The sequence below is a fragment of the Hyphomicrobium sp. genome (genome assembly GCF_009026145.1).
In the GTDB taxonomy this organism is placed as follows: domain Bacteria; phylum Pseudomonadota; class Alphaproteobacteria; order Rhizobiales; family Hyphomicrobiaceae; genus Hyphomicrobium_A.
On sequence record NZ_WBUE01000007.1, the window covers coordinates 40,902 to 66,991 of the forward strand.

At 66.1% G+C, this 26,090-nt stretch carries 22 protein-coding genes; 15 read left to right on the forward strand and 7 right to left on the reverse strand.

Annotation, left to right across the window (positions count from 1 at the left end; all coding sequences use genetic code 11):
- Window positions 1–3: 3 nt before the first annotated feature.
- The 13 genes from F9K20_RS07860 to F9K20_RS07920 all read left to right on the forward strand — a co-directional run bounded on the left by F9K20_RS07860 (window position 4) and on the right by F9K20_RS07920 (window position 14,581).
- Entirely contained in the window at window positions 4–246 is a 243-nt protein-coding gene (locus tag F9K20_RS07860; protein ID WP_290999599.1) for a HypC/HybG/HupF family hydrogenase formation chaperone, read from the forward strand.
- A complete protein-coding gene (gene hypD, locus F9K20_RS07865) occupies window positions 243–1,412 on the forward strand; it encodes a hydrogenase formation protein HypD (protein ID WP_290999602.1) in 1,170 nt (389 codons plus the stop codon). The genes F9K20_RS07860 and hypD overlap by 4 nt, the downstream gene beginning before the upstream one ends.
- Window positions 1,409–2,455 (forward strand): hydrogenase expression/formation protein HypE, encoded by a 1,047-nt coding sequence (hypE, locus tag F9K20_RS07870; protein ID WP_290999603.1) that lies wholly within the window; start codon window positions 1,409–1,411, stop codon window positions 2,453–2,455. Before hypD ends, hypE begins: the two co-directional genes overlap by 4 nt.
- A gap of 2 nt (window positions 2,456–2,457) precedes the next feature.
- Window positions 2,458–4,170 carry a hydrogenase maturation protein gene (locus F9K20_RS07875; protein WP_290999605.1) on the forward strand — a complete coding sequence of 571 codons (1,713 nt, stop codon included), beginning with the start codon at window positions 2,458–2,460 and terminating at the stop codon, window positions 4,168–4,170.
- Window positions 4,167–5,654, forward strand: a complete 1,488-nt coding sequence (locus tag F9K20_RS07880) for a sigma-54 dependent transcriptional regulator (RefSeq protein WP_290999608.1) — start codon at window positions 4,167–4,169, stop codon at window positions 5,652–5,654. Before F9K20_RS07875 ends, F9K20_RS07880 begins: the two co-directional genes overlap by 4 nt.
- Window positions 5,655–5,667: 13 nt before the next feature.
- Window positions 5,668–7,053: an ATP-binding protein gene (locus F9K20_RS07885; RefSeq protein ID WP_290999611.1), complete on the forward strand. Its 1,386-nt coding sequence runs from the start codon at window positions 5,668–5,670 to the stop codon at window positions 7,051–7,053.
- The gene (locus F9K20_RS07890; protein WP_290999614.1) at window positions 7,043–8,083 is read left to right on the forward strand and encodes a HupU protein; all 1,041 of its coding nucleotides are present in this window, start codon (window positions 7,043–7,045) and stop codon (window positions 8,081–8,083) included. The genes F9K20_RS07885 and F9K20_RS07890 overlap by 11 nt, the downstream gene beginning before the upstream one ends.
- Window positions 8,080–9,531 carry a nickel-dependent hydrogenase large subunit gene (locus F9K20_RS07895; protein WP_290999617.1) on the forward strand — a complete coding sequence of 484 codons (1,452 nt, stop codon included), beginning with the start codon at window positions 8,080–8,082 and terminating at the stop codon, window positions 9,529–9,531. The genes F9K20_RS07890 and F9K20_RS07895 overlap by 4 nt, the downstream gene beginning before the upstream one ends.
- An 11-nt stretch (window positions 9,532–9,542) precedes the next feature.
- Window positions 9,543–11,921, forward strand: coding sequence for a carbamoyltransferase HypF (hypF, locus tag F9K20_RS07900; protein WP_367115902.1), 2,379 nt, complete (start codon window positions 9,543–9,545; stop codon window positions 11,919–11,921).
- A 29-nt stretch (window positions 11,922–11,950) separates the two neighbouring features.
- The gene (locus F9K20_RS07905; RefSeq protein WP_290999620.1) at window positions 11,951–12,445 is read left to right on the forward strand and encodes a hypothetical protein; all 495 of its coding nucleotides are present in this window, start codon (window positions 11,951–11,953) and stop codon (window positions 12,443–12,445) included.
- A 291-nt stretch (window positions 12,446–12,736) separates the two neighbouring features.
- Window positions 12,737–13,210, forward strand: coding sequence for an aminoacyl-tRNA deacylase (locus F9K20_RS07910; protein ID WP_290999623.1), 474 nt, complete (start codon window positions 12,737–12,739; stop codon window positions 13,208–13,210).
- Window positions 13,211–13,274: 64 nt separating this feature from the next.
- Entirely contained in the window at window positions 13,275–14,105 is an 831-nt protein-coding gene (locus F9K20_RS07915; RefSeq protein ID WP_290999625.1) for a cytidylate kinase family protein, read from the forward strand.
- A 41-nt stretch (window positions 14,106–14,146) separates the two neighbouring features.
- Window positions 14,147–14,581 (forward strand): CBS domain-containing protein, encoded by a 435-nt coding sequence (locus F9K20_RS07920; RefSeq protein ID WP_290999628.1) that lies wholly within the window; start codon window positions 14,147–14,149, stop codon window positions 14,579–14,581.
- 58 nt (window positions 14,582–14,639) lie between these two features.
- Here the strand turns inward: F9K20_RS07920 and F9K20_RS07925 are convergent, their stop codons facing one another.
- From F9K20_RS07925 to F9K20_RS07950, 6 genes are all read right to left on the reverse strand, one after another.
- On the reverse strand, window positions 14,640–17,807 hold the full coding sequence (locus F9K20_RS07925) for an efflux RND transporter permease subunit (RefSeq protein ID WP_290999631.1): 3,168 nt from the start codon (window positions 17,805–17,807) through the stop codon (window positions 14,640–14,642).
- Complete coding sequence (locus F9K20_RS07930; RefSeq protein ID WP_290999633.1) at window positions 17,804–19,318, reverse strand: efflux RND transporter periplasmic adaptor subunit; 1,515 nt, start codon at window positions 19,316–19,318, stop codon at window positions 17,804–17,806. The genes F9K20_RS07925 and F9K20_RS07930 overlap by 4 nt, the downstream gene beginning before the upstream one ends.
- Window positions 19,319–19,320: 2 nt before the next feature.
- Window positions 19,321–19,716 (reverse strand): FixH family protein, encoded by a 396-nt coding sequence (locus tag F9K20_RS07935; protein ID WP_290999635.1) that lies wholly within the window; start codon window positions 19,714–19,716, stop codon window positions 19,321–19,323.
- Between the two features lie 101 nt (window positions 19,717–19,817).
- Window positions 19,818–20,183 (reverse strand): hypothetical protein, encoded by a 366-nt coding sequence (locus tag F9K20_RS07940; protein WP_290999637.1) that lies wholly within the window; start codon window positions 20,181–20,183, stop codon window positions 19,818–19,820.
- Between the two features lie 316 nt (window positions 20,184–20,499).
- Window positions 20,500–21,213: an FkbM family methyltransferase gene (locus F9K20_RS07945; protein WP_290999639.1), complete on the reverse strand. Its 714-nt coding sequence runs from the start codon at window positions 21,211–21,213 to the stop codon at window positions 20,500–20,502.
- A gap of 248 nt (window positions 21,214–21,461) precedes the next feature.
- Window positions 21,462–23,360, reverse strand: coding sequence for a sulfatase-like hydrolase/transferase (locus F9K20_RS07950; protein ID WP_290999641.1), 1,899 nt, complete (start codon window positions 23,358–23,360; stop codon window positions 21,462–21,464).
- Between the two features lie 127 nt (window positions 23,361–23,487).
- On the opposite strand from F9K20_RS07950, the gene F9K20_RS07955 reads away from it, so the two are divergent.
- Complete coding sequence (locus F9K20_RS07955; RefSeq protein WP_290999643.1) at window positions 23,488–24,522, forward strand: hypothetical protein; 1,035 nt, start codon at window positions 23,488–23,490, stop codon at window positions 24,520–24,522.
- Window positions 24,523–24,532: 10 nt separating this feature from the next.
- Complete coding sequence (locus F9K20_RS07960; protein WP_290999646.1) at window positions 24,533–25,165, forward strand: hypothetical protein; 633 nt, start codon at window positions 24,533–24,535, stop codon at window positions 25,163–25,165.
- A 108-nt stretch (window positions 25,166–25,273) separates the two neighbouring features.
- On the opposite strand, the gene F9K20_RS07965 is transcribed toward F9K20_RS07960, so the two are convergent.
- Window positions 25,274–26,017 carry an arginyltransferase gene (locus F9K20_RS07965; protein WP_290999651.1) on the reverse strand — a complete coding sequence of 248 codons (744 nt, stop codon included), beginning with the start codon at window positions 26,015–26,017 and terminating at the stop codon, window positions 25,274–25,276.
- Window positions 26,018–26,090 lie beyond the last annotated feature (73 nt).

The window sequence follows — 26,090 nt, forward strand, 5'->3', positions numbered from 1 at the left end:
ACCATGTGCCTCGCCCTGCCCGCCGAGGTGATGTCCATCGATTGTGCGACGGAAACCGCAGTCGTCGCGCTTGGCGGCGTCAAGAAGGAGATCTCGGTCGCGCTGCTCGAGGATGTGACCCCTGGCGACTACGTGCTCGTGCACGTCGGATTTGCGCTGCACAAGCTCTCGCCCGAGGAGGCCGACCGGACGCTGGCGATGATCCGCGAAGCCGGCGAGGACCCGCTCGAGGAGCTGGCGCTATGAAATATGTCGACGAGTTCCGCAACGGTGACCTCGCCAAGCGCCTTGGCGCCACCATCGCCCGGGAAGCGGGAGCGGAGCGCACCTACCACATCATGGAGTTTTGCGGCGGCCACACGCACGCCATCTTCCGCTACGGCGTGCAGGACCTGATGCCGTCAAACGTGCATTTCGTGCATGGGCCCGGCTGTCCGGTGTGCGTGCTGCCGATGGGGCGCATCGACAATGCGATCGAGCTCGCCGAGCGCCACGGCGCCATCGTCTGCAGCTATGGCGATATGATGCGGGTTCCGGCCTCCGAGCGCCGGAGCCTGATCAAGGCCAAGGCGGCCGGCGCCGACATACGCATGGTCTATTCGATCAGGGATGCGCTGCGGATCGCGCGCGAGACCCCGGACAAGGACGTGGTCTTCTTCGCCATCGGCTTCGAGACGACCACGCCGCCGAGCGCGGTCGCCATCCGCGAGGCCAAGGCGCAGCGCCTCGGCAACTTCAGCGTCTTCTGCAACCATGTGCTCACGCCGCCTGCGATCCAGCATATTCTGCAGAGCCCGGAGGTGCGCGAGCTCGGTAGCGTGGAGATCGACGGCTTCCTCGGCCCCTCGCATGTCTCCTCCATCATCGGCAGCCGGCCTTACGAGTATTTCGCCGAGGAGTTCCAGCGCCCGGTGGTGATTGCGGGATTCGAGCCGCTGGACGTCATGCAAGCGACGCTGATGGTGATCCGCCAACTGAACGAGGGCCGCCACGAGGTCGAGAACGAGTACGTTCGCGTCGTGACGCGCGAGGGCAACGTCAAGGCGCAGAGGCTGGTCGCCGAGGTGTTCGAGTTGCGCCAGAGCTTCGAGTGGCGGGGCTTGGGCGAGGTACCCTACAGCGCGCTGCGCATCAAGGACGCCTACGCCGACTTCGACGCCGAAAAGCGCTTCTCGGTCACCACGCGCAAAGTGCGCGACGCCAAGAGCTGCGAGTGTCCCTCGATCCTGCGCGGGGCGAAGAAGCCGACCGACTGCAAGCTGTTCGGCACCGCCTGCACGCCCGAGAACCCCATCGGCTCGTGCATGGTATCCTCCGAGGGCGCGTGCGCGGCTTACTGGACCTACGGACGGTTTCGCGGCACCGGCGCCGACATGGCGTCGACGCGGGCGCAGAAGGAGGCGGCCGCATGACGATCATGACCCGCTTTGCCTCGCGCCTCGACCTGCGCTCGGGCACCATCGACATGACGCACGGCAGTGGCGGCCGTGCCACCGCACAGCTCGTCTCGGAGCTGTTCGTCAGGCACTTCGACAACGCCATGCTGCGACAAGGCAACGATCAGGCGGCATTTGATGTGCCCGCGGGGCGGCTCGTAATGACCACCGACGGGCACGTGATTTCGCCCCTCTTCTTTCCCGGCGGCGACATCGGCTGCCTCGCCGTGCACGGCACGCTCAACGACGTCGCCATGTCGGGGGCGACGCCGCTCTATCTGTCGGCGGGCTTCATCCTCGAGGAGGGGTTCCCCTTCGCCGATCTGGAGCGCATCGTCGCCAGCATGGCGGGCGCTGCGCGCGATGCGGGCGTGCCAATAGTCACCGGCGACACTAAGGTGGTCGAGAAGGGCAAGGGGGACGGCATCTTTATCACCACGACCGGCATCGGCGTTGTTCCCGAGGGCGTAAACATCTCGGGCGATCGCGCGCGACCCGGCGACAAGATCATTGTCTCGGGCGCGATCGGCGACCACGGCGTGGCGATCCTGTCGAAGCGCGCCAATCTCGAGTTCGAGACTGAGATCAGCTCCGACACCGCTGCGCTGCACGGGTTGGTCGCGCGCATGGTTGCGGAGGTCCGCGACATCCACTGTCTGCGCGATCCGACGCGCGGCGGCCTCGCCACGACCTTGAACGAGCTTGCCCAGCAGTCGCAGGCCGGGATGCGCATCCGCGAGTCGGCGGTGCCCGTGCATGCAGGCGTGCGGGCGGCCTGCGAGCTCTTAGGTCTCGATCCGCTTTACGTGGCCAACGAAGGCAAGCTCGTTGCCATCTGCGCCGAGCCCGACGCTCCGCGCCTGCTCTCCGCCATGCGCGCCCACCCGCTCGGGCGCGAGGCGGAAGTCATCGGCGAGGTCATCGCCGACACCAATGCCTTCGTACGCATGGAGACGAACTTTGGCGGCAGCCGCATCGTCGACTGGCTGGCCGGCGAACAACTTCCGCGGATCTGCTGACGATGCGAATTCTGCTCCTCGCTCACAGCTTCAACAGCCTCACGCAACGCATGTTCGTGGAGCTTACGGCGCGCGGGCACGAGCTGTCGGTGGAGCTCGACATCAACGATGCGGTGACATGCGAGGCGGTGGCGCTCTTCGAGCCGCATCTCGTCATTGCCCCATTCCTCAAGCGCGCCATCCCGGAGGCGGTCTGGCGCAGCCACCCGTGCCTGATCGTGCACCCCGGCATCCGCGGCGACCGCGGACCGTCGGCCCTCGACTGGGCGATCCTCGAGGACCGCACCAGCTGGGGCATCACGGTGCTGCAAGCGGAGGCCGAGATGGACGCCGGCCCCGTGTGGGCATGCGCCGATTTCGCCATGCGATGCGCGACCAAGTCCAGCCTCTACCGCAACGAGGTCACCGAGGCCGCCACGCGCGCCGTCCTCGAGGCCCTGCAGCGTTTTGAGAGTGGCGCCGGCCCGCTGCCGGAGGCGGGCACTGACGAGGTGGCGCACATCGGCGGCTGGCGGGGGCTTTGCCGCCAGTCCGACCGCGCCATCGATTGGCAGCGCGACGGCAACCCCACCGTGCTGCGCAAGATCGCCGGCGCCGACGGCACGCCCGGCGTGCGCGATATTCTCCTCGGCCGCGAGGTCTACCTGCACGATGCGCATCCCGCACCCGGCTTGGCGGGAGCGCCCGGCAGCATCCTCGCCACCAGCGGGCCGGCGGTTGCGGTCGCGACCATCGACGGCGCTATCTGGATAGGCCGGCTGCGGGACCCGGCGAGCACCCACCCCTTCAAGCTGCCGGCGACCGTGGTGCTGAAGGGTGCCATCGGCTCAGTTCCCGAGATCGAACGCGACACCGACTACGGCTATCGCGAGATCACGTATGAAGAGAGCAACGGCGTCGGCTATCTGCATTTCCGTTTCTATAACGGAGCCATGGGCACGGATGCGTGCGCGCGGCTGCGCGCGGCCTACGCCCGGGCGCTGGAGCGGCCGACGAAGGTCATCGTGCTGTTGGGCGCCCCGGACTTCTGGTCGAACGGCATGGACCTCAATGCCATCGAGGCGGCGGAAAGTCCGGCCGACGAATCCTGGCGCAACATCAACGCCATCGACGATCTGGCGGAAGCGATCATCCGCACCGACAGCCATCTCACCGTCGCCGCCCTGCAAGGCAATGCCGGGGCAGGCGGCGTATTCCTGGCACGCGCTGCCGACGAGATGTGGCTGCGCACGGGGGTGATCCTCTCGCCCCACTACAAGGACATGGGAAACCTCTACGGCTCGGAGCTGTGGACCTACCTGCTGCCGCGACATGCGGGTGCGGAGAATGCACAGCGCATCATGGCGGCGCGGCTGCCGATGGGGTCGAGCGAGGCCGTAGCGCTCGGTCTTGCCGATGCGCGCTTCGGTGCATATCCAGCAGAATTCCTCGCGGCGGTGCGCGGCCGCGCGGAGGCGCTGGCCGCCGCCCCCGATTGGGCGGCGCGGCTTGCCGCCAAGCGGCGAGAGCGGGCAGCCGAGGAGGGCAAGAAGCCGCTCGCCGCCTACCGCGCCGAGGAGCTCGAGCGCATGCGCCTCAACTTTTACGGCTTCGATCCGAGCTATCACGTCGCGCGCTACAATTTCGTGCGACGCGTCCCGAAATCGAGAACGCCGATCACCATTGCGCGCCATCGGGACAAGCGATTTTCCCTTTGCTGGAGGAACGCGTCATGACGGGCTTGCCGACGGTTCTGATCGTCGACGACGAGCAAAGAAGTCTCGAGTCGCTCGAGCGCATCCTCGAGGACAACTTCGACGTGAAGACCGCGGTCAGCGCGGAGAAGGCGGAGGAGATTCTCGAGCGCGAATGGGTGCAGGTCATCTTGTGCGATCAGCGCATGCCGCACGTCTCGGGCGTTGAATTCCTGCGCTCGGTGCGCAACCGCTGGCCCGAGGTCGTGCGCATGATCATTTCCGGCTACACCGACGCCGAGGACATCATCCGCTCGATCAACGAGGCCGGCATCTATCAATACGTGACCAAGCCGTGGCAGCCGGAAAGCCTGATCCTCACCTTGAAGAACGCCGTGCGCCTCTTCGAGCTGCAGCGGGAAAACGAGCTTCTGGCCGTAGAGCTGAAGATGTCGTCGGATCGGGCGGAGAACGTGATCGCCGCGCGCCGCGGAGAGCTGAAGCAGCACTACCGGCGCGACGACGGCATCATCCGCAGCCCCGACAGCCCCATGAACGAGGTGTGCGATCGCATCGCCCGCATCGCGCCCTACGACATCTCGGTGCTGATTACCGGCGAATCCGGGACCGGCAAGGAGCTGGTCTCGCGCGCGCTGCATTACAACAGCCTGCGCTGGGACAAGCCGTTCGTGGTCGAGAACTGTGCCGCGATGCCGAGCGAGCTGTTGGAGAGCGAGCTTTTCGGCCACAAGCGCGGCGCCTTCACCGGAGCGGTGGAGGACCACATCGGCCTATTTGAGCGCGCCGACGGTGGAACCGTCTTCCTCGATGAGATCGGCGAGGTGTCGCCCGCCTTCCAGGTAAAGCTGCTGCGCGTGCTGCAGGAGGGCGAGTTCCGTCCCGTCGGGCGCCGGCAGACGCGCAAGGTCAACATCCGCGTGCTGGCGGCGACCAACAAGGATCTCGAGGCCGAGGTGAGGGCCGGGCGCTTCCGCGAGGACCTCTACTATCGGCTGTCGGCGGTGACCATTCACGTCCCGGCGTTGCGCGATCGGCGCGTCGACATTCCCGTCATCGCCCGCATGCTCCTCGACAAGGCGCAGAAGCAGCTCGGCAAAAACGTCAAGGGCCTGACGGCGGAGGCGATCGAATGCCTTACCGCCTACTCATGGCCGGGCAACGTGCGTGAGCTGCAGAACGAGATCCAGCAGATCCTCGTGATGGCGCCCGAGCATGGCGAGGTCGGCGCCGATCTATTGTCGTCGCGCATCCTGCGCGCGGTCCCGGCGGGCGAGGACAACGAGATCGATTTCGTCGGCTCGCTTGACGGCACCCTGCGCGAGAGGATCGAATCGGTCGAGGCGTGCATCATCCGCGAGACGTTGATCCGGCACCGCTGGAACAAGAGCCGCGCCGCCAAGGAACTGGGCCTATCGCGCGTCGGCCTGCGTAGCAAGCTCGAGCGCTATGGCCTCGAGAAAGTCGAGGGTATCGATGCGGAAGGCCGCCGGAAGATCGCCAGCTGACTCGGGAGCGAGCATGCTCGTGTCGCCCAAGCCCGATGCCAAGGCAGAGCGCCGTCTGATCCAGCGGGCCGGCGTCGCCCGCACGCTCGACATGACCCCGGTCAGCGAGGAGGCATGGATCGAGGTCGTGCAGAAGATGGATGCCGTCTATGCCGACCTGGTGCATCACCAGGTGGCGCTGGAGCGCAAGAACGCGGCGCTTGAGGAGGCGCAGCAGTTCATCGGCAGCGTCCTGGCGGCGATGACGGACGTGCTCATCGTGTGCGACCGCAACGGGCGCATCGAGCGCGTCAATGCGGCGCTCGAGCAGCTGACCGGGCGGGCCGAGGCCGACCTCATCGGCGAGCCGCTTGCAACACTCTTTGCCGACAAATCAGCGCCGTTGATCGCGCGCTTTGCCGACAAGCTGAGCGGCGAAGCGCCAATCGCCGACCACGAGGTGGCGCTCTTCGACGGCAGCGGCAACCCAACGCCACTGGCCATGAATTGCTCCGCCCGCTACGACCACAAGGGCGCTCTCCTCGGCTTCGTCCTGATCGGACGCCCGGTCGGCGAGCTGCGCCGCGCCTACGAGAGCTTGAACGTCGCCCACCGCGAGTTGCGCCAGGCGCAGCAGCAGCTCGTCGTCTCGGAGAAGATGGCGGCCATGGGTCGTCTCGTCGCCGGCGTCGCGCACGAGCTCAACAATCCGATCAGCTTCGTCTTCGGCAACATGCACGCGCTGAAGCGTTACGGAGAGCGGCTGACCAAGTACCTGCAGGCCATCGATCGCGGCGAAAGCGCGGAAAAGCTGCAGGCGCTGCGCGCCAAGCTCAAGATCGACCGCGTGCTCGCCGATATTGCACCCCTCGTCGACGGGACGCTCGAAGGCGCCGAGCGCGTCAGCGAGATCGTCCAGGACCTGCGCCGCTTCTCGAGCACCCAGTCGGAAGCGCCGGACGCTTTCGATTTGGTGCGCGTCGCTCGCACCGCAGTGAGCTGGGTCGTGAAGGCGGCGCGCATCAAGCCGGCCATCGACTTCCACATGCCCGAAACGCTCGAGATCGTCGGGCGCAAGGGGCCAGTGCATCAGATCATCGTCAACCTGGTGCAGAATGCCGTCGACGTCATGGCCGATCTCGAGGAGCCGCGCCTCGAAGTGGCGGCGCTCGTCGACGGCAACTCGGCCAGCGTGGTGGTCCGCGACTATGGCCCCGGCATCACTGCCGATGCCATGGGACGCATCTTCGAGCCCTTCTTCACCACCAAGAAGCTCGGCGAGGGCACCGGGCTGGGGCTCTATGTCAGCTACGGCCTCGCCGAAGAGCTGGGCGGCAAACTCGAAGCCGGCAACCATCCGCTGGGGGGCGCCGTGTTCACGCTGCGCTTGCCCCTGAAGGAGAAGGGGCATGAAGCCTAACGGCAGGGGCAACGGCGCGGCGCATGGCCCGCGCAATCTGCTTTGGCTGCAATCGGGCGGCTGCGGCGGGTGCACGCTGTCGCTGATCTGTGCCGAGCAGCCAGACTTTCTCACTGCCCTCGACGTCGCCGGCATCCATCTCCTCTGGCACCCGTCGCTGAGCGAGGCGACGGGGAGCGAGCTGCACGCCGTGCTCGGCGCCGTAAGGTCGGGATCCGTTCCGCTCGATATCCTGTGCCTCGAAGGCTCGGTGATCCACGGTCCCAACGGCAGCGGCCGTTTCCATCTTCAGGCTGGCTCCGGCGAGCCGATGAAGGATCTCATCGCCGAGCTCTGCCAGCTGGCCGGCGACGTCATCGCCATCGGCACCTGCGCGGCGTATGGCGGCGTTACCGCGGCCGGCAGCAATCACGTGGAAGCTTCCGGCCTGGCGTATGACGGGAGTGAGGCGGGCGGCCTGTTGGGCCCGACCTTTCATGCCCGCTCCGGCATGCCGGTGATCAATATCTCCGGCTGCCCGATCCACCCCGATTGGGTGGTGGAGACGCTGCTCCAGCTGGCGCTCGGCACCCTGACGGAAGCCGATCTCGACGCCCTGGGGCGGCCGCGCTTCTATGCCGAGAACCTCGTGCACCATGGCTGCCCGCGCAACGAGTACTACGAGTACAAGGCGAGCGCCGAGCAGCTCTCCAACCTCGGCTGCCTAATGGAGCACTTGGGCTGCATGGCAACGCAGGTGCACGCCGATTGCAACATTCGGCTGTGGAACGGGGGCGGCTCCTGCACGCGCGCCGGCTACCCGTGCATCTCCTGCACCGAGCCCGGCTTCGAGCGTCCGACGCATGCCTTTCTTGAAACGCCGAAGCTGGCCGGGATTCCGATCGGGCTGCCGACGGATATGCCGAAGGCTTGGTTCGTAGCGCTTGCCGCGCTGTCGAAGGCGGCCACGCCGCAGCGCGTCAAGATGAATGCCGTCGCCGACTACATCATCACCCCGCCCTCGGCGACGTACGGGAAGGGGCGAAAATGAGCCGCCGCATCGTCGGTCCCTTCAACCGCGTCGAGGGCGACCTCGAGATCAAGCTCGAGATCGAAGGCGGCGCGGTCAAAGGCGCGTGGGTCAACTCGCCGCTCTATCGCGGCTTCGAGCAGATCCTCAATGGCAAGGATCCGCGCGATGCGCTCGTCTATACGCCGCGCATCTGCGGTATCTGCTCGGTCTCCCAGTCCATGGCGGCCGCGATGGCGCTGGCGGCGGCTGAGGGCATTACCGCTCCCCCGAACGGCCGGCTGATGCAAAACATCATCCTGGCGACCGAGAACGTCGCCGACCACTTCACGCACTTCTATCTCTTCTTCATGCCCGACTTCGCCCGGCCCATCTATGCCGAGGAGCCCTGGCACGGCGAGGTTGCGTCGCGCTTCAAGGCGGTCGAGGGGGCCGCCTCGCGCGAGATCCTGCCCGTCCGCGCCGCCTTCATGCACATCATGGGTACGCTTGCCGGGCATTGGCCGCACACGCTCGGCCTGCACCCCGGCGGCACGACGCATGCCATCGACCGCGCCGGGCAGGCGAGGGTGCTGGCGACGCTTGCGGCTTTTCGGCGGTTCCTCGAGACGCGGATGTTCGGCGACAAGCTCGAAGCCGTGGCGGCGCTCGGCTCGGCCGCCGAGCTCAGCGCCTGGGCCGCGCGGGGCGGCCCTGCGGCCAGCGACTTCGGCATCTTTTTGCAGCTCGTCAAAGCGCTCAGGCTGGACGAGCTCGGCCGCACCGGCGATCGCTTTCTCAGCTACGGCGCCTACGCGGAGAATGGCGCCCATCTCTTCAAGCGCGGCGTCTATATCGATGGGAAAGTCCGTGCGTTCGACCAAGCCGACATCACCGAGGACCTGTCCTCCGGCTGGTTCGCACACCGCAACGGCCCGCGGCATCCCTCGCGCGGCGTGACCATTCCCGACGCCGACGCCGAAGGCGGCTACACCTGGTGCAAGGCGCCGCGCCTTGCCGGTCAGGTGGTCGAGGTGGGCGCGCTGGCCCGCCAGCTCGTCGATGGGCATCCATTGATCGCCGACCTCGTCCAGCAGAGCGGCGGCAACGTTGCGAACCGCGTCATCGCGCGCCTGCTGGAGGTCGCGCGCGTCGTGCTGGCGCTCGAGAGCTGGACGCGCCGCTTGACGCCCCATGAGCCGTTCTACGTGCAGGGGCAGATGCCCGCCGAGGCGGAAGGGGCCGGCCTCATCGAGGCGGCGCGCGGCTCGCTCGGTCATTGGCTGACGGTGAAGAACGGGCGCATCCTCAACTATCAAATCATCGCGCCGACGACGTGGAACTTCTCCCCTCGCGACGCCTCTGGAGTGCCGGGGGCCTGCGAGCAGGCGCTCGTCGGCGCGCCGGTGCGCGAAGGGGAAGTCGAGCCCGTCGCCGTGCAGCACGTCGTGCGCTCCTTCGACCCGTGCATGGTGTGCACGGTGCATTGAGGAGGCGAGAAGTGGCGGGCGGCGAGCAAGTTCTGAGTTGCGGGGGGCGCCCGATGGGGGCGGAGTACCGCGTGCGCGGCCTCGTCCAGGGCGTCGGCTTTCGCCCCAACGTGTGGCGGCTCGCGACGCGCTTCGGCCTGGCCGGCGAGGTTCTGAACGATGGAGAGGGCGTGCTGATCCGCGCCTGGGGGGCTCCCGAGCGCCTGGCTGCCTTCGAGGCCGCATTGGTGGACGAGCCACCGCCGCTCGCCCGCGTCGAGGCGATCGAGCGCGTGGATCTGCCGGGCTGCGCGGGCTCGGATGAATTCCGCATCCTGGCCAGTGAAGCGGGGAAGATCGAGACCGGGATCGTCCCTGATGCCGCGACCTGTCCCGATTGCCTCGCCGAAGTGCTGGACCCGGCCAACCGCCGCTTCCGTTACCCGTTCACCAACTGCACTCACTGCGGCCCGCGCCTGTCGATCGTGCGCGCCATCCCCTATGATCGCGCCACGACGTCGATGTCGGCGTTCCCCATGTGCGAGCATTGCCGCGCCGAATATGAGAACCCAGCCGACCGGCGCTTTCATGCCGAGCCCAACGCCTGCCCTGTCTGCGGGCCCCGTACGTGGCTCGAGGGTGCGAGCGGCAATCGCATTGCCCCCGAAAGCGGCGAGGATTCCGTCGCTGCCGCCGCGCACCTGATCGCGAGCGGCGCTATCGTCGCCATCAAGGGCATCGGCGGCTTCCATCTCGCGTGCGATGCCGGCAACGACGCCGCCGTCTCCCGCCTCAGGGAGCGCAAACAGCGCTATCACAAGCCCTTCGCGCTCATGGCGCGTGACGTTGGGATGGCGAGCGCCTATGCGCGTGTGAGCGGGGCGGAGGCCGCATTGATGCAGAGCGCAGCGGCGCCGATCGTCGTGCTGGAGGCGCCGGCGGATCGCCAAGCGCTCGCACCGGCCATCGCGCCGGGGCAGTCCGGTCTCGGCTTCATGCTTCCCTATACGCCACTGCATCATCTGTTGATGCGCGGCCTTAAGCGTCCGATCGTGCTCACCTCCGGCAACCGCAGCGACGAGCCGCAGTGCGTTGAGAACGGCGAAGCGCGACGGCGCCTCACCGGCATCGCTGACTTCTGGCTGATGCACGACCGCGGCATCGTCAACCGGCTCGACGACAGTGTAGCGCGCCTCGTGCTCGGAGCACCATCACTGTTGCGGCGCGCGCGCGGGTATGCTCCCGCTCCGCTCCGCATGCCGGACGGCTTCGCTGCCGCGCCGCGCGTCTTGGCCTTGGGTGCCGAGCTGAAGAGCACGTTCTGCATGCTCGGTGCCGGCCGGGCGACGCTCTCGCAGCACATCGGAGACCTCGAGGACGCCGCCACCCACGACGACTATCGCGACGTGCTCCGCCTCTATCACAGGATCTTCTCCTTTGTGCCGGAGGTGATCGCGGTGGATCAGCACCCCGACTATCTATCGACCCAGTGGGGACAGGCACTGGCGCAGCAAACGGGTGCACGCCTCGTCGCCGTCCAGCATCATCATGCCCACATTGCCGCGGCGCTCGGTGAGCATGGCATCCCCATAGAGACGTCTCCGGTGCTCGGTATCGTGCTCGACGGCATTGGCCTCGGTGAAAAGGGCGAGCTGTGGGGCGGCGAGTTTCTGCTTGCCGACTATCGCAGTTGCGAGCGGCTGGCACGCTTTGCGCCCGTCCCGCTGGTCGGCGGCGCCAAGGCCATGCGCGAGCCGTGGCGCAACGCCTTTGCCCATCTCGACCGGTTTGTTGGCTGGGAGAGCGTCGCTGCCCGCTACGCGGGGCTGGATATCGTCCGCCTGCTGCGCCAGAAACCCGTCGCGACGCTGGCGCGCATGATCGACAGCGGCATCAACGCGCCGCGGGCAAGCTCGGCGGGACGCCTGTTCGACGCCGCCGCGGCGATGCTTGGCATCGCGCCGGAAGCCACCTCCTACGAGGGGCAAGCGGCGTGCGAGCTCGAGGCGCTGGCCGCGACGCGTTTCTTCGACGACAGCAGTGCCTACCCGACGGAGCTCGCTCCCGGCACTTTCCCAACGCTGCAATGGGGACCGCTGTGGGCCGCACTGCTCGATGACCTAGCGAAGGGCACCGATCGCGCCATCATAGCGGCCCGCTTCCACCGCGGCGTCGTCGCGGGCCTGGTCAGCACCGCATGCAAGTTGATGGACGCTCACCGCATCGATACCGTCGTCCTGTCAGGTGGCGTGTTTCAGAACCGGCTGCTGCTCGAAGGCGTGGGTGCCGCACTGGCGCAATCAGGTGTTAAGGTTCTCGTCCCACGATCGCTACCGGCAAACGACGGCGGATTAGCCGTTGGGCAGGCGCTCATTGCCGCCGCGCGTGATTTGACGGACGCGAACTGTTGATCGCGATGGTCGCAGGCAGGGTTTCGGACATGCGCAGGCTCGTGTTCGTCGCTGTCGCCCTGGCTGTCGTCTGCGCCAACGCGGACGCTAGAACGATCAGCGTCGTGGCATTTGCCAGTGAGTATGGCGTCGTCCTGCTCGACAGCCTCAAGTCGAAGGCGGCGTTTCGCCTGTTCGAGAGTCTCAATGTCGAGGTCGAGAACCGCGTCATCGCCGAGACCAAGATCTTTGCTCCTCCCGACGGCTCGTTCCGCATCGCCTGCACCGGACAGGGCGCCGATTATGCATGTGCCGTCGTCGTCTATGCCGGGAGTTACGCCGACCTCGATTTCGACAGCGACCGGGTGGAGCTGACCGTGCCGTCGGGCATGGCGAAGACCTACGACGGGATATTCGACGCGCCGGGCGGGGAGTTCCACTTCGAGACCGAGGACGGCCGTCTCACCATCGATTGGTCGCGCGACAGGCTCCATATCCTGGCACCCGGCCGGACGCGCAAGCCCGGCGCGCGGCAGAAGACGTGACGCGGCGCCAGCGGGTGCCTAAAAGGGCTCTCCACGCTCCCGATTGCATTGCGGAAGAAGCTGTTTGTTGGCGCCAAGGGGCCCCGCGGAATATTGCGGGGAGCGACACGAGGACCTAGATTAGAGGATATACAGCGACTGGGCGGTGAGATCGCGTCACGTCCGTCGCCATGCCGGGCAGCGCCGTTTCTTTCCCCTTCGGGCAGGCGCCGACCCTGCCGGCTAGCGATGCCGCAGCTCGATCCCGCCGGTCGACAAACGACCATGCGACGGCAGGAAGGAGACATTGCCATGGGTATCGCAATATCGCTGCAGCGATATCTCGACGGCCGGGCTGTAGCCTACGACGTCTTGACCCACGATCAAACCAAATCATCGCTGGCAACGGCGCACGCGAGCGCCGTACCCGAAGCCAACCTCGCCAAGGGTGTTCTGATAAGGCGCAAGGACGGATACCTGCTGGCGATCGTGCCCGCCTCATGCCAGGTGCAGCTCAACGCGGTTGGGCACTGGCTGAAGCAGCCCGTTGGCTTGGCGACGGAAGAGGAAGTGAACGCGATCTTTGGCGACTGCGAGCCGGGGTCCGTGCCCCCCATCGCCGGCGCCTATGGGCTGCCGGCGGTGATGGATGACCGTCTCGAAGGCTTCAACGACATCTACTTCGAGGGCGGCGACCATCGCACGCTGGTGCACGTGTCCGGTCGCGAGTTCCACCGCCTGATGGCCAACGTTCCGCACGCCCCAGTCGCTGATCGCAGCCATTGATGGCGCGCGGGGGCTGATCCGCGCGTAACCAGACGCAAGTTTGCGCCTCTCAAAGGAGGACGCCATGACCGTCATCGCCATGACGCGCGAGATGGCCACCCGCGGAAGGGAAATCGCTGCCGGCGTTGCCGAGCGCCTTGGCCTTTCCAACGTTCATCACGAGATCGTCGAGCACGACATCGCCCAACGTGCCGGGGCGACGGAAAGCAGCGTGCATCGGTACCTCGAGGGCGAGGCATCGCTCCTGGAGCGCTGGAAGCTGGACCGCAGGCGAATAGCGCAATGCACGGCGCAGGAGATCCTGGAGCTGGCCGCCAAGGGTAACGTGCTGATCAGGGGTTGGGGCGCCACGCATGTCCTCAGGTCGCTGCCGCAAGTCCTGTGCGTTCGCGTCTGTGCGCCAATACAGTTCCGCGAGAAGGTGTTGATGGAGCGGAGAGGCATCAGGGACGCCGCGATCGCGCGTCACGAGATCGAGCGCAACGATGCCGCTCACAACGGCACGATGCAGAGGCTGTTCGGGGTCGATTGGCAAGATCCCTCGCACTACGCCATCGTGCTCAATACGGCGCGCGTTCCGGTCGCAGAATGCATCGAGCACATTGTCGGCCTGGCGAGAAGCTCTGCCTTCACTGAAACCCCGCAGTCCCGCGGCTCGCTGATGGACGAGTTGATCCTGGCGAGGATCCGCCATGCCATGGACGAGCGGTTCGGGCCGGATTCACTGCAGTTCGGGTTTGAGGCGCATGTCAGCGCCGGCAAGGTGACGCTGACCGGGGCGACGACTGACGAAAAGCTCATCGTCGATGCCGTTCGACTGCTGCAGGGCGTCTCCGGCGTCAGGGGCGTCGAGAGCAAGATCACGCATGTCTCCTTCGTTCCACACGGAAGCTAGGAGAATTGCTACGGGCTCGGGATTGAAAGTGGTGATCGCCGATGCTTACTGTGCGACATGTGCTCAACGAGAAGGGCTGCAGCGTTCATCACATTCACCCGGACGCTACCGTTCGCGACGCGCTCGCCAAAATGGCGGAGTACAACATAGGGGCATTGGTCGTGCTGGACGGCGGCAGCCTCGCGGGCATCATCACGGAGCGCGACTATGCGCGCAAGATCGTCTTGAAGGGACGCACGTCGCCGGCAACGCCGGTGCGCGAGATCATGTCGACGCGGGTGATCTGCGCGCGGCTCGATCAGACGGTCGAGGAATGCATGGCCGTGATGACGGCGAAGGCCGTGCGCCATCTCCCGGTTCTCGAGCACAAGAAGGTAGTCGGCATCGTTTCGATCGGCGACATGGTCAAGAGCATCATCGACGATCAGAAGTTCATCATCGAGCAGCTCGAGCACTACTTTCAGGGCGGCCGCTGACGCATAACTCCGGTCGGCCCGGCGCGCGCCTTTGGCAACGCTCAGTTCAGGTCGCCATTCATGCCCCAACCAGGCGCCCGCCCGGGTCACTCAACTCGTCTTGCGCGGTGGAAACGGCCGGAAGACGCCAGCCCTTGATGAGGCCGTAGATCGCGGGAATGACGATGAGGGTGAGCAGGGTCGAGGACACCATGCCCCCGATCATCGGCACCGCGATGCGCTGCATGACCTCCGAGCCGGTGCCGGTGCTCCACAGGATCGGCAGCAGGCCGGCGATGATGGCGACCACCGTCATCATCTTCGGGCGCACGCGCTCCACCGCGCCTTCCATGATCGCCGCGTGCAGATCAGCGCGCGACAAGGGTCGCCCTTCCCGCTGCGCACGCTCGCGCGCCTCGGAGAGCGCCTGATCGAGGTAAATGAGCATCACCACGCCCGTCTCGGCGGCGACGCCGGCGAGCGCGATAAAGCCCACCGCGACGGCGACCGAAAGGTTGAAGCCGAGCCACCACATCAGCCAGAAGCCGCCGACCAGCGCGAAGGGCAGCGACAGCATAACGATCAGCGTCTCGGTCCAGCGCCGGAAGTTCAGGTAGAGCAGCAACACAATGATCAACAGCGTCACCGGGACGACGATCTTCAACCGCTCCTTGGCACGCTCGTAGTACTCGAACTGGCCGCTCCAGGTGACGTAGTAGCCGTCGGGCAGCTTCACCTGCTCAGCGACGGCGCGCTGCGCATCGGCGACGTAGCTGCCGAGGTCGCGATCACGCACATCGACGAAGATGTAGGCCACGAGCTGCGCGTCCTCGGTGCGGATCGAGGCAGGCCCTTGCGTGCGCTTCACGGTGGCGACTTCTCCCAGCGGCACAGTGCCGCCATTGGGAAGGGTGACCAGCACATCGCGCGTGATCGCGACCGGATCGGACCTGAGCTCACGCGGGTAGCGCACGTTGACCGCATAGCGCTCGCGCCCTTCGACGGTTGTGGTCACCGTCTCGGCGCCGAGCGCGGTGGCGACAACGTCCTGCACGTCGCCGACCATCAGACCGTAGCGGCCGAGCTGGTCGCGCTTCGGTTCGATCTCGAGGTAATAGCCGCCGATAACGCGCTCGGCATAGGCGCTGGCCGTGCCCGGCACGTTGCGCAGGGCTACTTCAATCTCGCGCGCGACATGCTCGATCTCCTTGAGATTCTGGCCGAATACCTTGACGCCGATGGGCGTGCGGATGCCCGTGGCCAGCATGTCGATGCGCGCCTTGATGGGCATCGTCCAGGCGTTGGAGACGCCTGGGAACTGCAGCGACTTGTCCATCTCGCCAATGAGCTTGTCGACCGTCATGCCGGGGCGCCACTCGCTTTCGGATTTGAGATTGACGACGGTCTCGAACATCTCGGTCGGCGCCGGGTCGGTGGCCGTCGCCGCGCGCCCCGCCTTGCCGTACACGGAGGCCACCTCCGGGAAGGACTTGATGATGCGGTCCTGGGTCTGCAGCAGCTCGGCGGCTTTGGTGATGGAGAGCCCGGGCAGCGACACCGGCATATAGAGCAGCGTGCCCTCGTTGAGGTTGGGCATGAACTCCGAGCCGAGCTTGGATGCCGGCCAGACGCTGATGGCGAGCACCGCCACTGCCAGCGCGATGGTCAGCGTCTTGGCCTTGAGTACGGCGTTGATCACGGGGCGGTAGATCCAGATCAGGAAGCGATTGATGGGATTTCGCGCCTCGGGAATGATGCGTCCCCGCACGAAGATCACCATCAGCGCCGGGACGAGGGTCACGGACAGGAAAGCCGCCGCTGCCATGGCGAAGGTCTTGGTGAAGGCAAGCGGCTTGAAAAGTCGCCCTTCCTGCGCCTCGAGGGTGAAGATCGGCAGGAACGACACCGTGATAATGAGGAGCGAGAAGAAGAGGGCCGGCCCGACCTGGGTTGCGGCCTCGATCAGGATCTCCATACGCGGCTTATCGGGTGGCGCACGCTCCAGATGCTTGTGCGCGTTCTCGATCATCACGATGGCGGCGTCCACCATGGCGCCGATGGCAATTGCGATGCCGCCGAGACTCATGATGTTGGAGCTGATCCCCAACAGGTACATGAACACGTAGGCGATGAGCACGCCGAGCGGCAGCGTAAGAATGGCGACGAAGGCGCTGCGCGCATGCAACAGGAAGACGATGCACACGAGCGCCACGATGAGGCTTTCCTCGGTGAGCGTGCGCTTCAGCGTATCGATCGCCCGGTGGATGAGCTCGGAGCGGTCGTAAACTGGTACGATTTCCGTGCCGTCCGGTAAGCTCGATCTGATCTCCTCCAATCGCTTCTTGATATTGTCGATTACTGCGAGCGCATTTTGCCCGTAACGCTGCACGGCGATACCCGAGACCGCCTCTCCTTCGCCGTTGAGCTCGGTGATGCCGCGCCGCTCGTCCGGGGCCAACTCCACGCGCGCCACGTCGCGAAGATAGACCGGGGTGCCGTTCTCGCTCTTGAGAACGATCTGCTCGAGATCCTTGGTGCTCCTGATGTAGCCGCGCCCGCGCACCATGAACTCGGTCTCGGCGAGCTCGACGACGCGCCCGCCCACGTCCATGTTGGATTCACGGATCGCCTCCTTGATCTTGGCGAGCGAGATGTTGAAGGTCTTGAGCCGGCCGGGATCGACCACGACGCTGTACTGGCGCACGAACCCGCCCACGCTCGCAACCTCGGCAACCCCTTCCGCCTTCGCCAGCGCATAGCGCACCTGCCAGTCTTGAATGGTGCGCAGGTCGGCTAGGCTCCGCTTCGCCGCCAGGACCGCGTACTGGTAGACCCAGCCGACGCCCGTGGCGTCGGGACCGATGGTCGGGGTGACGTTGCGCGGCAAGTTGCGCGCGGCAAAGCTCAGGTACTCGAGCACGCGCGAGCGCGCCCAGTAGATATCAGTGCCCTCCTCGAAGATGACGTAGACAAAACTGACGCCGAAGAACGAGAACCCGCGCACCACGCGCGACTTCGGCACCGAAAGCATGGCCGTGGTCAGGGGATAGGTGATCTGGTCCTCGACCACTTGAGGGGCTTGGCCCGGCGCCTCCGTGTAGATGATCACCTGCGTGTCGGAGAGGTCGGGGATGGCGTCGAGCGGCACATTCCTGATGGCGTAGATGCCAGCGCCGGTGGCAAACAGGGCGCCGAGCATTACCAGCATGAGATTGTTGGCCGACCAGCGGATGATCCAGGCAATCATTGGCCAGCCTCCGCACCGGATTTCGGCTCGGTGGCAGAATCTTCCTCAGCAGGCGCAGCCTCGGCGGCGAAGCCCTTGAGGGCGGCGCGCAGATTGCTTTCCGCATCGATCAGGAAGTTCGCCGACGTGACCACCTTGTCGCCAGCTTTGACGCCCTCGACGATCTCCCGGAAGCGGTCCCCGTGCTGCCCGAGCTTGACCTCGCGCGGCTCGAAGCGGCCGTCGCCCTTGTCGAGAATTACGACTTGGCGCGTTCCGCTGTCGATCACGGCGCTGTTCGGCACCGCCACGACCTCGCGATCGGCCCCGGCCGTGATCTCGACGTCCGCGTACATGTCGGGCAGCAAGGCGAGATCGGCGTTCGGCAGCTCGATGCGTACTGGGGCGGTGCGCGTCTCCTTGTTGAGATGCGGATAGATGACGGCGACCTTGCCGCGGAACTCCCGGTCCGGATAGGCACGGGCGCGCACTGTCACCGGTTGACCCACCTTGAGGGCGCCAAGCTCGGCCTCCGGCACGTCGGCCATCACCCACACGTACGAATGGTCGGCGATGCGGAACAGCACCTCGCCGGCCTGCGCGCGCATGCCCTCCACGGCGGTGCGATCGAGAACGATCCCGTCGTTCGGCGCGCGCCAGACGATGGTATCGGGAACATTGCGCGTGCGTGCGATGCCATCGATGACGTCCTTCGGGATCTTCATGTTCTCCAGGCGCCGGCGCGCCCCGATGACGGGTGCGCGCGTGCGCGCACTTTCTGCCGCTGTTCGCCTCCCGGATGCGATAGGTCCCCAGCCCGTCTCTTCCTCGACGACCAGGCGGGCGCCGATGGAGAGCAGCTCGGGCGCATAGATGGTCATCAGCGGCTCGCCCGCCTTGACATGCGTTCCGGTCGTCACATCCGCAACCTTCTCGAGATAGCCATCGAAGCGCAGGGCGATGACGGAGATGCGCCGCTCATCCAGCTTGACGATGCCGGGGGCGCGCACCGTATGTCCCAAGGTGCGCTTCTTGACCTCCTCGCTGCGCACGCCGCTGCGCTGGATCTTCTCCGGCGAGATGCTGACGCTGCCCGCGTCATCCTCCCCCTCGTAGACGGGTATGTAGTCCATCCCCATGGAGTCCTTCTTCGGCACCGGCGAGATGTCCGGCAGGCCCATGGGATTGCGGTAGTAGATCGGCTTGCGTTCTTGCCCGTCGGCCGTCTTCGTCGTGGTCTTGGCGCCCTCGAACTGCGGCTCCTCATGGTCGTACACGGGCAGGTAGGCGCGGCCATCCTCCGTCTTTTTTGGCTGTGGCGAGTAGTCGGGTTTTCCGTCAGGATGCTTCCAGTAGAGCACCTGCCGCTCGCCCTTTTCAGCGGACTCATGGACGTGGGCTCCGGCTGCAGCCGGTCCTGAGCCATTGATCAGCGATGTGTCGGGCCAAGTGCCGGCACCAAGGCGGTAGCCGGCGACCAGGGCGATGAGGACCGCTATGATCGCGGTCCCCCCAATGAGCGTTCTACGCATGGCTACTTGGCCTGGAAGACGACCGTGCCCTGCACGGTGTCGGCTTCGCCGGGAACCTTGGCCATGATCTTGAGCGCCCAGCCGCCCGCCATGGAGAGATCGGCGTGGAATTTGTAGACGCCGGGCTCTTCCGCCGGCATGGCCTTGTGCTCGGCGAGCATGCCGCCCATGCCGTCGGGCGACATGTCGAGCTGAGTGCGGAACAGCACCGCGCCGCTGACTGGCTTGCCGGTGGCCTTATTGATGAGGCGTACAGCGACCTCACTGCCCTTGCCGCTCTTGATCTCGGCGGAAACCGGCTCGAACGCATAGTCGGCCGCGGCGGCATAGGCCGCTACGGAAAGGGTGAGGGCGCCGGCTGCCGTGAGGGCACGGAAAGCACTGATGATCTTCAGCATCGGGATTGCCTTCTTCTCGATTGCATGAGCGCGCGCAGAGGAGCGCGCGAAAGCGCAACGGCGCGCCGCGCCCGAGTGGGCAAAGCGCGCTTATCGAGAAGTCAGGCTTGCGGGGGCCGCGGCAGCGGCTCGGAGTGCCAGTTCGGCGGCTTCTGTGGCCGCGTCGGGTAGGCGATCGAGGTCATGATGATGGCGGAGGCGTTTGGTGCCTCGAGCTTGCCGATGAGCTTGAAGCACTTGGCCATGCACGTGCTGGATTGGCAGGCCGCCTTGACCGTATCGCAGCACCCGCAGTCGGGGTCGGTCGGGGTGGTCTTGTCTTGATGCGCGGCATGACCGGCACAATCCGGCATCGCAGCCACTATGGCAGCCGCCGCATCGCCGTCGGTGGGCGCAGCGACTGCCACGCCGAACGGCGCCATCGCCACGGCCATCGCTATCAGTACGGATACGAAGCTGCGCATCATTTAACATTATCTGGTGCAAAGGCAGTCGGGGTCAAGTCGGCGCCAAATCAGGGGGCTGGGCAGGCCAGCGCCATGACGCCGCCTCTTTTGGCGCCACGCCCATGTGGCCTGAGCAACGTGGCGCCAGGATACGGTGGCAGGAATGATGCGCGCGCGGAGCGAGGACGTCACGAAGCCCTGTAGCAGACGCCCTCCTGCCCCTTCGATCGGGACGGGGAAGATCGATTGGGGCAGGGCAATGCTAGTCACAATCGACGCGCGATAGGTCGATTATAGTTTCTCGCAAGGTTAATTCGCGCGCTGGTCCCCGATCTTTCTAGGCGTCTCGAATGAATGTCCGCACGTCCCGATCCATCCCTTCTGGATCCTCGGCGAACCCCAGGCGCGCCAGGTTCGCCTCGACGGCACGTAGGCCGTCCGCACCATAGAGACCGGGATGCGTCTCGATCACGGCGGCACGGATCGAGCCAGCACTTGGCGCCGCGAGCACATCGAGCTCGCCGCCCTCGATGTCCATGATCAGTACGTCAGGGCGATGCTGCTGCAGGATGGCGGAAAAGCTCAGCGCGCCGACCTCGACGACTGCGTCGTAGGGAAGCGAGGCATCGAGCGAGCTCGACCAGAAATCCCTACGGCAGAAGAAAGGAAACGCCCTCGGCGCGTCGCCGTGTACCACAACCACTCCGTTGAGCAGCTCGACTCCGTCGACGCCATTGAGGGCGTGAACTCTGCGGATGTACGGGATCAATCGCGGGTTGGCTTCGACGCAAACTATATTGCCGGCGTCGGTGAATTTGCGCAGGTACGAGCTCAAAAAGCCGAGTCCGGCGCCGAGCTCGAGCACGACATCGCCCCGGCGCATGATCCGCGTGGCGAGCGCCCGCTCGCGCCGCTCGTAGCGGCCGGCAGCGAGTGTTAGCTCCATGTGCGGAGACAGCACGTTGCGGTCGATAGGGAGCACGATGCCGCTGACGCGCGCGTTACCGCGCAGCCGGTTGATGGCGCGCTTGATGATCCTGACGGGGTTCATGAACGCATCGGTAATGTGCCTGCCGGGCGATCCCCACGCTCAAGGCTATACACCACACAGCCGCTAAAGAGCAGCTTGGGTTGCTGGCGTTATGAAGATGCGCGCTGCGCGCCGGCCGTGCGGGCAGCGCAGGCAAGACAGAGGGGTGCCGCAGGCTGGGAGGATGAGCCTCGGCGCGTGTCAGGCGGCGAGCTTCGTCTTCAGGTAGCCAACCAATTGAACGGCATCGGCGCCCCGGCGGTCGCGCGTTACGGCTTGATGCAGCCGATCTCGCCCGGCACCGCCCCGCTGCTGGGCGTGAGCCGTTTGCGTGCGCATTGCTCGGCAAGCAGCTGGCGCAAGGCTGCCTCGCGCTCCTGCCACTCGGGCTTGCCGGCGAGGTTGTCGAGCTCCAAGGGGTCGGTGGTGACGTTGTACAACTCGACCTCGTCCAGTGCCGGCGTGGTCTTGACGCGCTGCTGATAGAGGCGCCGGTCGGTGCCCTCGTCGGAGGATTCGCGGCGCAGCGGCTTGACGACGAGGTCGCGCACGCCGTCATCGCCCGGGGTACCAGGATCGCTCCAGTAGCGCGGATGATCGAAATAGCGCGAATACTTCCACAGCGCGCCGTCGATTTCGGCAATCACGGTCTCGACGTGGTTCGGCTGCGAGACGGAGTCGTAAGTAAGGCCGATGAAATTCTTCTGATCGAGGCCGCGGCTGGGGTCGTCGTCGGTCATGAAAAAGATCGGTTCCGCGACGGCTTTTGCGTCCTTCTCGCCGCGGATGAGCGGTGACAGATCGCGGCCGACGAGCGGCAGCGCGTCCGTGAAACCCGATGCGATCTCCTTGCGCACGGCCTCTGCGTCGATGCCGGCGATGCCGAGAATGGTCGGGGCGAGGTCGATGTGGCTCGTGGGGATCGGCACCGCCCGCGCCACATCTTTGCCTGGCGGCACGATGACGAGGGGTACGCGCACTGCCTCTTCATAAGCCATGTACCACTTCTGAAAGAGGCCGCCATGCGAGCCGAGCAAGTCGCCGTGGTCGGAGGTGAAGATGATCCAGGTATTGTCGAGGAAGCGCGATGACTGGAATGCGCTCATCACCTCGCCGAGGTGGCGATCGACGTCGGCGTGCAGCTTGTAATAGAGGCGGTAGTAGTCCGGCCGCACGAAGCTCGGCTGCATGAATTGGCTGTAGGCGTCCTTGTAGGACTGCTGGCACGAAGGCTTGTTGTCGAGCTTCTCGGTGCGCGTCTTGGCAAAGAGGTCGCGGTCGAACACGTCCTGTGGCACGTAATCGGGCACGCTGAAGTCGTACTGGCTCTGGGCGCGTGCCGTTAGGTTGGAGAAGAAGCCCCACAATGCGATGTCGTGTGGGTTGGTGAACGAGGCCATCACGAACCATGGGGTGTCGTCGCTGCTCGCGTGCAGGTCCTGCAGCAGCTCGACGACCTGCGAGGAGATCGCCGGGTCGCGTCCTTGCTTGCCCTGTGGCGCCGATGATCCGGAGCGCAGCGGGTCGGAGCCGTGCGGCTCCGGGCCGACCCAGCCGTTGAAGCCGAACGGGTCGAGCGTGTCGGCCTCGAGGTAGATCTTCTCCTTGGCGGGGTCGGTGTACCCGTTGGCGTCGTAGCTGGTGACGACCTGGCTGGTGCCGGGAACCTTGAGGTCGGCCTCCGTCACGTGCCACTTGCCCTTCCAGTAGGTGCGGTAGCCGGCGGCGCGCAGGTAGTGGCCGATGGTCGGCACCGAGCCCGGGGTGAGCCAATGCATGTCGGGGTCTTCGGCGGCCTTGGCAGTGCCGTCGGTGTTGGCGACCCCGTGCAGCGAGGGATAGTGGCCGGTGTAGAGCGAGGTGCGGCTCGGGACGCAGGCCACCGAGGCCGCGTAATGGCGATCGAAGCTGATGCCCTTCTTGGCCAGCGCCGCCTGCGTCGGCAGATAAGCCTGGCGGAATTGCTTCAGGGCCTCGCTCTCATAGACGGTCGGGTAGCGCTGCTCGTCGACCAAGAGGAAAAGGATGTTGGGGCGGCGCGGGCCCGGGCTGGCGGGCTGCGCGCCGGCCTCGCGGGGCGCATGGGCCTCGAGTCCGGCGATGCCAGCTGCTCCGGCGAGACCGAGTTTCAGGGCCGTGCGCCTATCGACGTCGCGCGGTTCAGTCATTGGCTACCCCCTGGGATGGGCTATTCTTCCCCTAAGCGCGATGCCGCCCCAATCGAGCCGAATTGCTCGCCATGACTGTGCCGGGCCGGCATTGCCGTTGCGGATCGATCGTGGCTCGGGATTGCGCGTGAGTTCAACTGTAGAAATTCAGTCGCATCGCACCGGCGAGCGCGCATCGGCGTGCAGCGCCGCCCGCGTCGCCGACCTGACGTCGGCGCATGGACCGCTTTCCGCGACGGCGCGCGCCAGCTTGCGCGCCAGGCACGGCTTTACCGCCGCCGTGCGCAAGGCGGCCCTCGGCCAACTCGACCTGCATCACGGCAACCGCCTGCTCAATCTGATCGTCAACGATCGCGGCCGCTTTCTCGTCGGGCTGTTGGCGCTCGATCTGCATTTTAATCGCGACGTCGGGGGAGCCGGTCTGACACCCGGACGCTTGCGCCAACGCTGCGCACATACTGGAACCTGCAGTCCGACGCGCGCCAGCGCGCTGCTTGCCCTCATGCGCTTGGGCGAGTTCGTCCGCACGGCGCCGGCGGCGCAGGACCGCCGGCGGCGCGAGCTGGTGCCTACCGAGCGGCTGCTCGGCGCTCAGCGGGAGCGCTGGCGCTGCCAGTTCGAAGCAGCGGCGCCATTGCTTCCCGAGGCGGCGCTGGCGCTTGCGGCGCTCGATGAGCCGCACTTCGTGCCCGCTATGGTGCGCCGGCTGAGCGACTACTACGACGCGGGCTTTCGCGTGCTCGATCTGGTTCCGGCGCTACGTCTGTTTGGCGAGCGCTCGGGTGGGATGTTCATCGTTCTGGCTCTGATCGCCGCCGCCGACGAGGACGCCATTGTCAGGGGCGCCCCCGTGTCCGTCTCCATCTCGGAGTTGGCGCGCCGCATAGGCGCATCGCGCACGCACGTCATCAAGCTCATCAACGATGCTGCCGCCGAGGGACTACTGGAGCGAGCCGGGGCGCAGGGAATAATCCTCAAGCCGCGCCTCAGCGACGCCGTCCATGACTTCTTCGCCATCGGCTTCCTGTTCCTGGCGCATTGCGCCGAGGCCATCCGCGCCGCCGCGCAGGAAGCGCCTTCACCAGTCGGCAGTGAGGCGGTTGTGCCGCAAGCCCAGGTTATGCCCGCCTCGCGGCTTGCCGGGGAAACGGCCGCCCGCTAGGACTGGTCCGATGAACGGGACGGGGATCACAGCGATTCTGGCGGCGGCGCTGCTGGCGGCCGTCGCGGCTGGCGTGGCGGGCGGCGCGTCCGCGCAGGGGGCGGCGCCTGCCCCACCCGATTCCTCTTGGGCACCGGTCGAGCCGGCGGCACCTGCCGATACCGGGGCCCGCAATCAGCCGCTGCCCAAGGAGCCGGAGGATCAGGCAACCAAGCCGTGGGCTCCCCCGGACCTGGTGGCGCCCGCTACGCCGGGCGGGGCGGCGGGACAGGTTTGCGCCAAAGCCGATTTCGAGGCCGTGGTCGACGAGGCGGCCGGGGCGCTGCGCGACCTCAACATGCAGAACAAGCCGGCCTTCCAGGAGAAGCTGCGCCAGCTGAAGGACAAGCGCGGCTGGAGCCACGACGCATTCCTGAAAGAGGCGGCGCCGTTCGTGCGCGACGACAAGATCGCCGTCTACGACCAGGATTCGGAGCGGCTGCTGACCGATATCTCGACGCTCGGGCAGGAGGGGGCGGACGCACCGACGCCCGACTGCGCGCTGCTCGCCGGCTTGAAGGCGCGCATGCAGACGCTGGTCACGACGCAGACGGCCAAGTGGGCGTACATGTTCCAGAAGCTCGACGCCGCGCTGGCGCAGTAGAGGTTGGGCGGACTGCGCCAGTAGCTGAAGTGGCGATTGCCGATACCTGCATGGATGGCCGCCTGCGTGTTCGGTCCCGGCGGATGTACAAGGTTTGGCCTGAGCGAGCTACTTGCGGACCCAGCCGTTGGGGCCGAGATGCTCCTGCGGCTGGAAGCGCATCTTGTAGCTCATCTTGCGCGAGCCGTTGATCCAGTAGCCGAGATAGAGATACGGCAGCCCGAGCTTGCGCGCATATTCGACATGCTCGACGATCATGTACGTGCCGAGACTCATGGACTCCGCCGCCGGATCATAGAAGCTGTAGACCATCGAGATGCCGTCGGAGAGCAGATCGCACAACGCGACCGCCATCAGCGGCCAGTTGTCGGGATCGCTGTCGAGTGGGTCGTCCGGCTTCTGGCGGTACTCCGTGACAAAGGTATTGATGACGCTGTCCTCGACCATCATGGCGTAGTCGAGCACGGTCATGTCCGCCATGCCGCCATCGGAATGGCGCGCATCGATGTAGCGGCGGAAAAGGGTGAACTGCTCCGACGTCGGCTCCGGCGGCACGCGCCGTGCCTCCAGGCACCGCGCCTTGTCCATGACGCGGCGCATCGAGCGGCCGATGACGAACTCGTCGATGACAACGCGCACCGACACGCACGCTTGGCAGCCCTCGCAGTAGGGCATGTAGGCGATGTTCTGGCTGCGGCGGAAGCCGCCGCGCAGCAGATTGTCGATGAGGCTCGCCGGCTTTTCCTGCGTCAGGTGCGTGAACAGCTTGCGCTCTTGGCGGCCGGGTAGATAAGGGCAGGGCTGAGGAGCGGTGACGTAGAACTCCGGAAAGTGCTTCTGCTGCTCCGTCATTCGCCGACTTTCCTCGAGCTGGTGAGCGGTGCGGGTGCACCACCGACCGCACCCCAATGATAGGTGAGCGGTA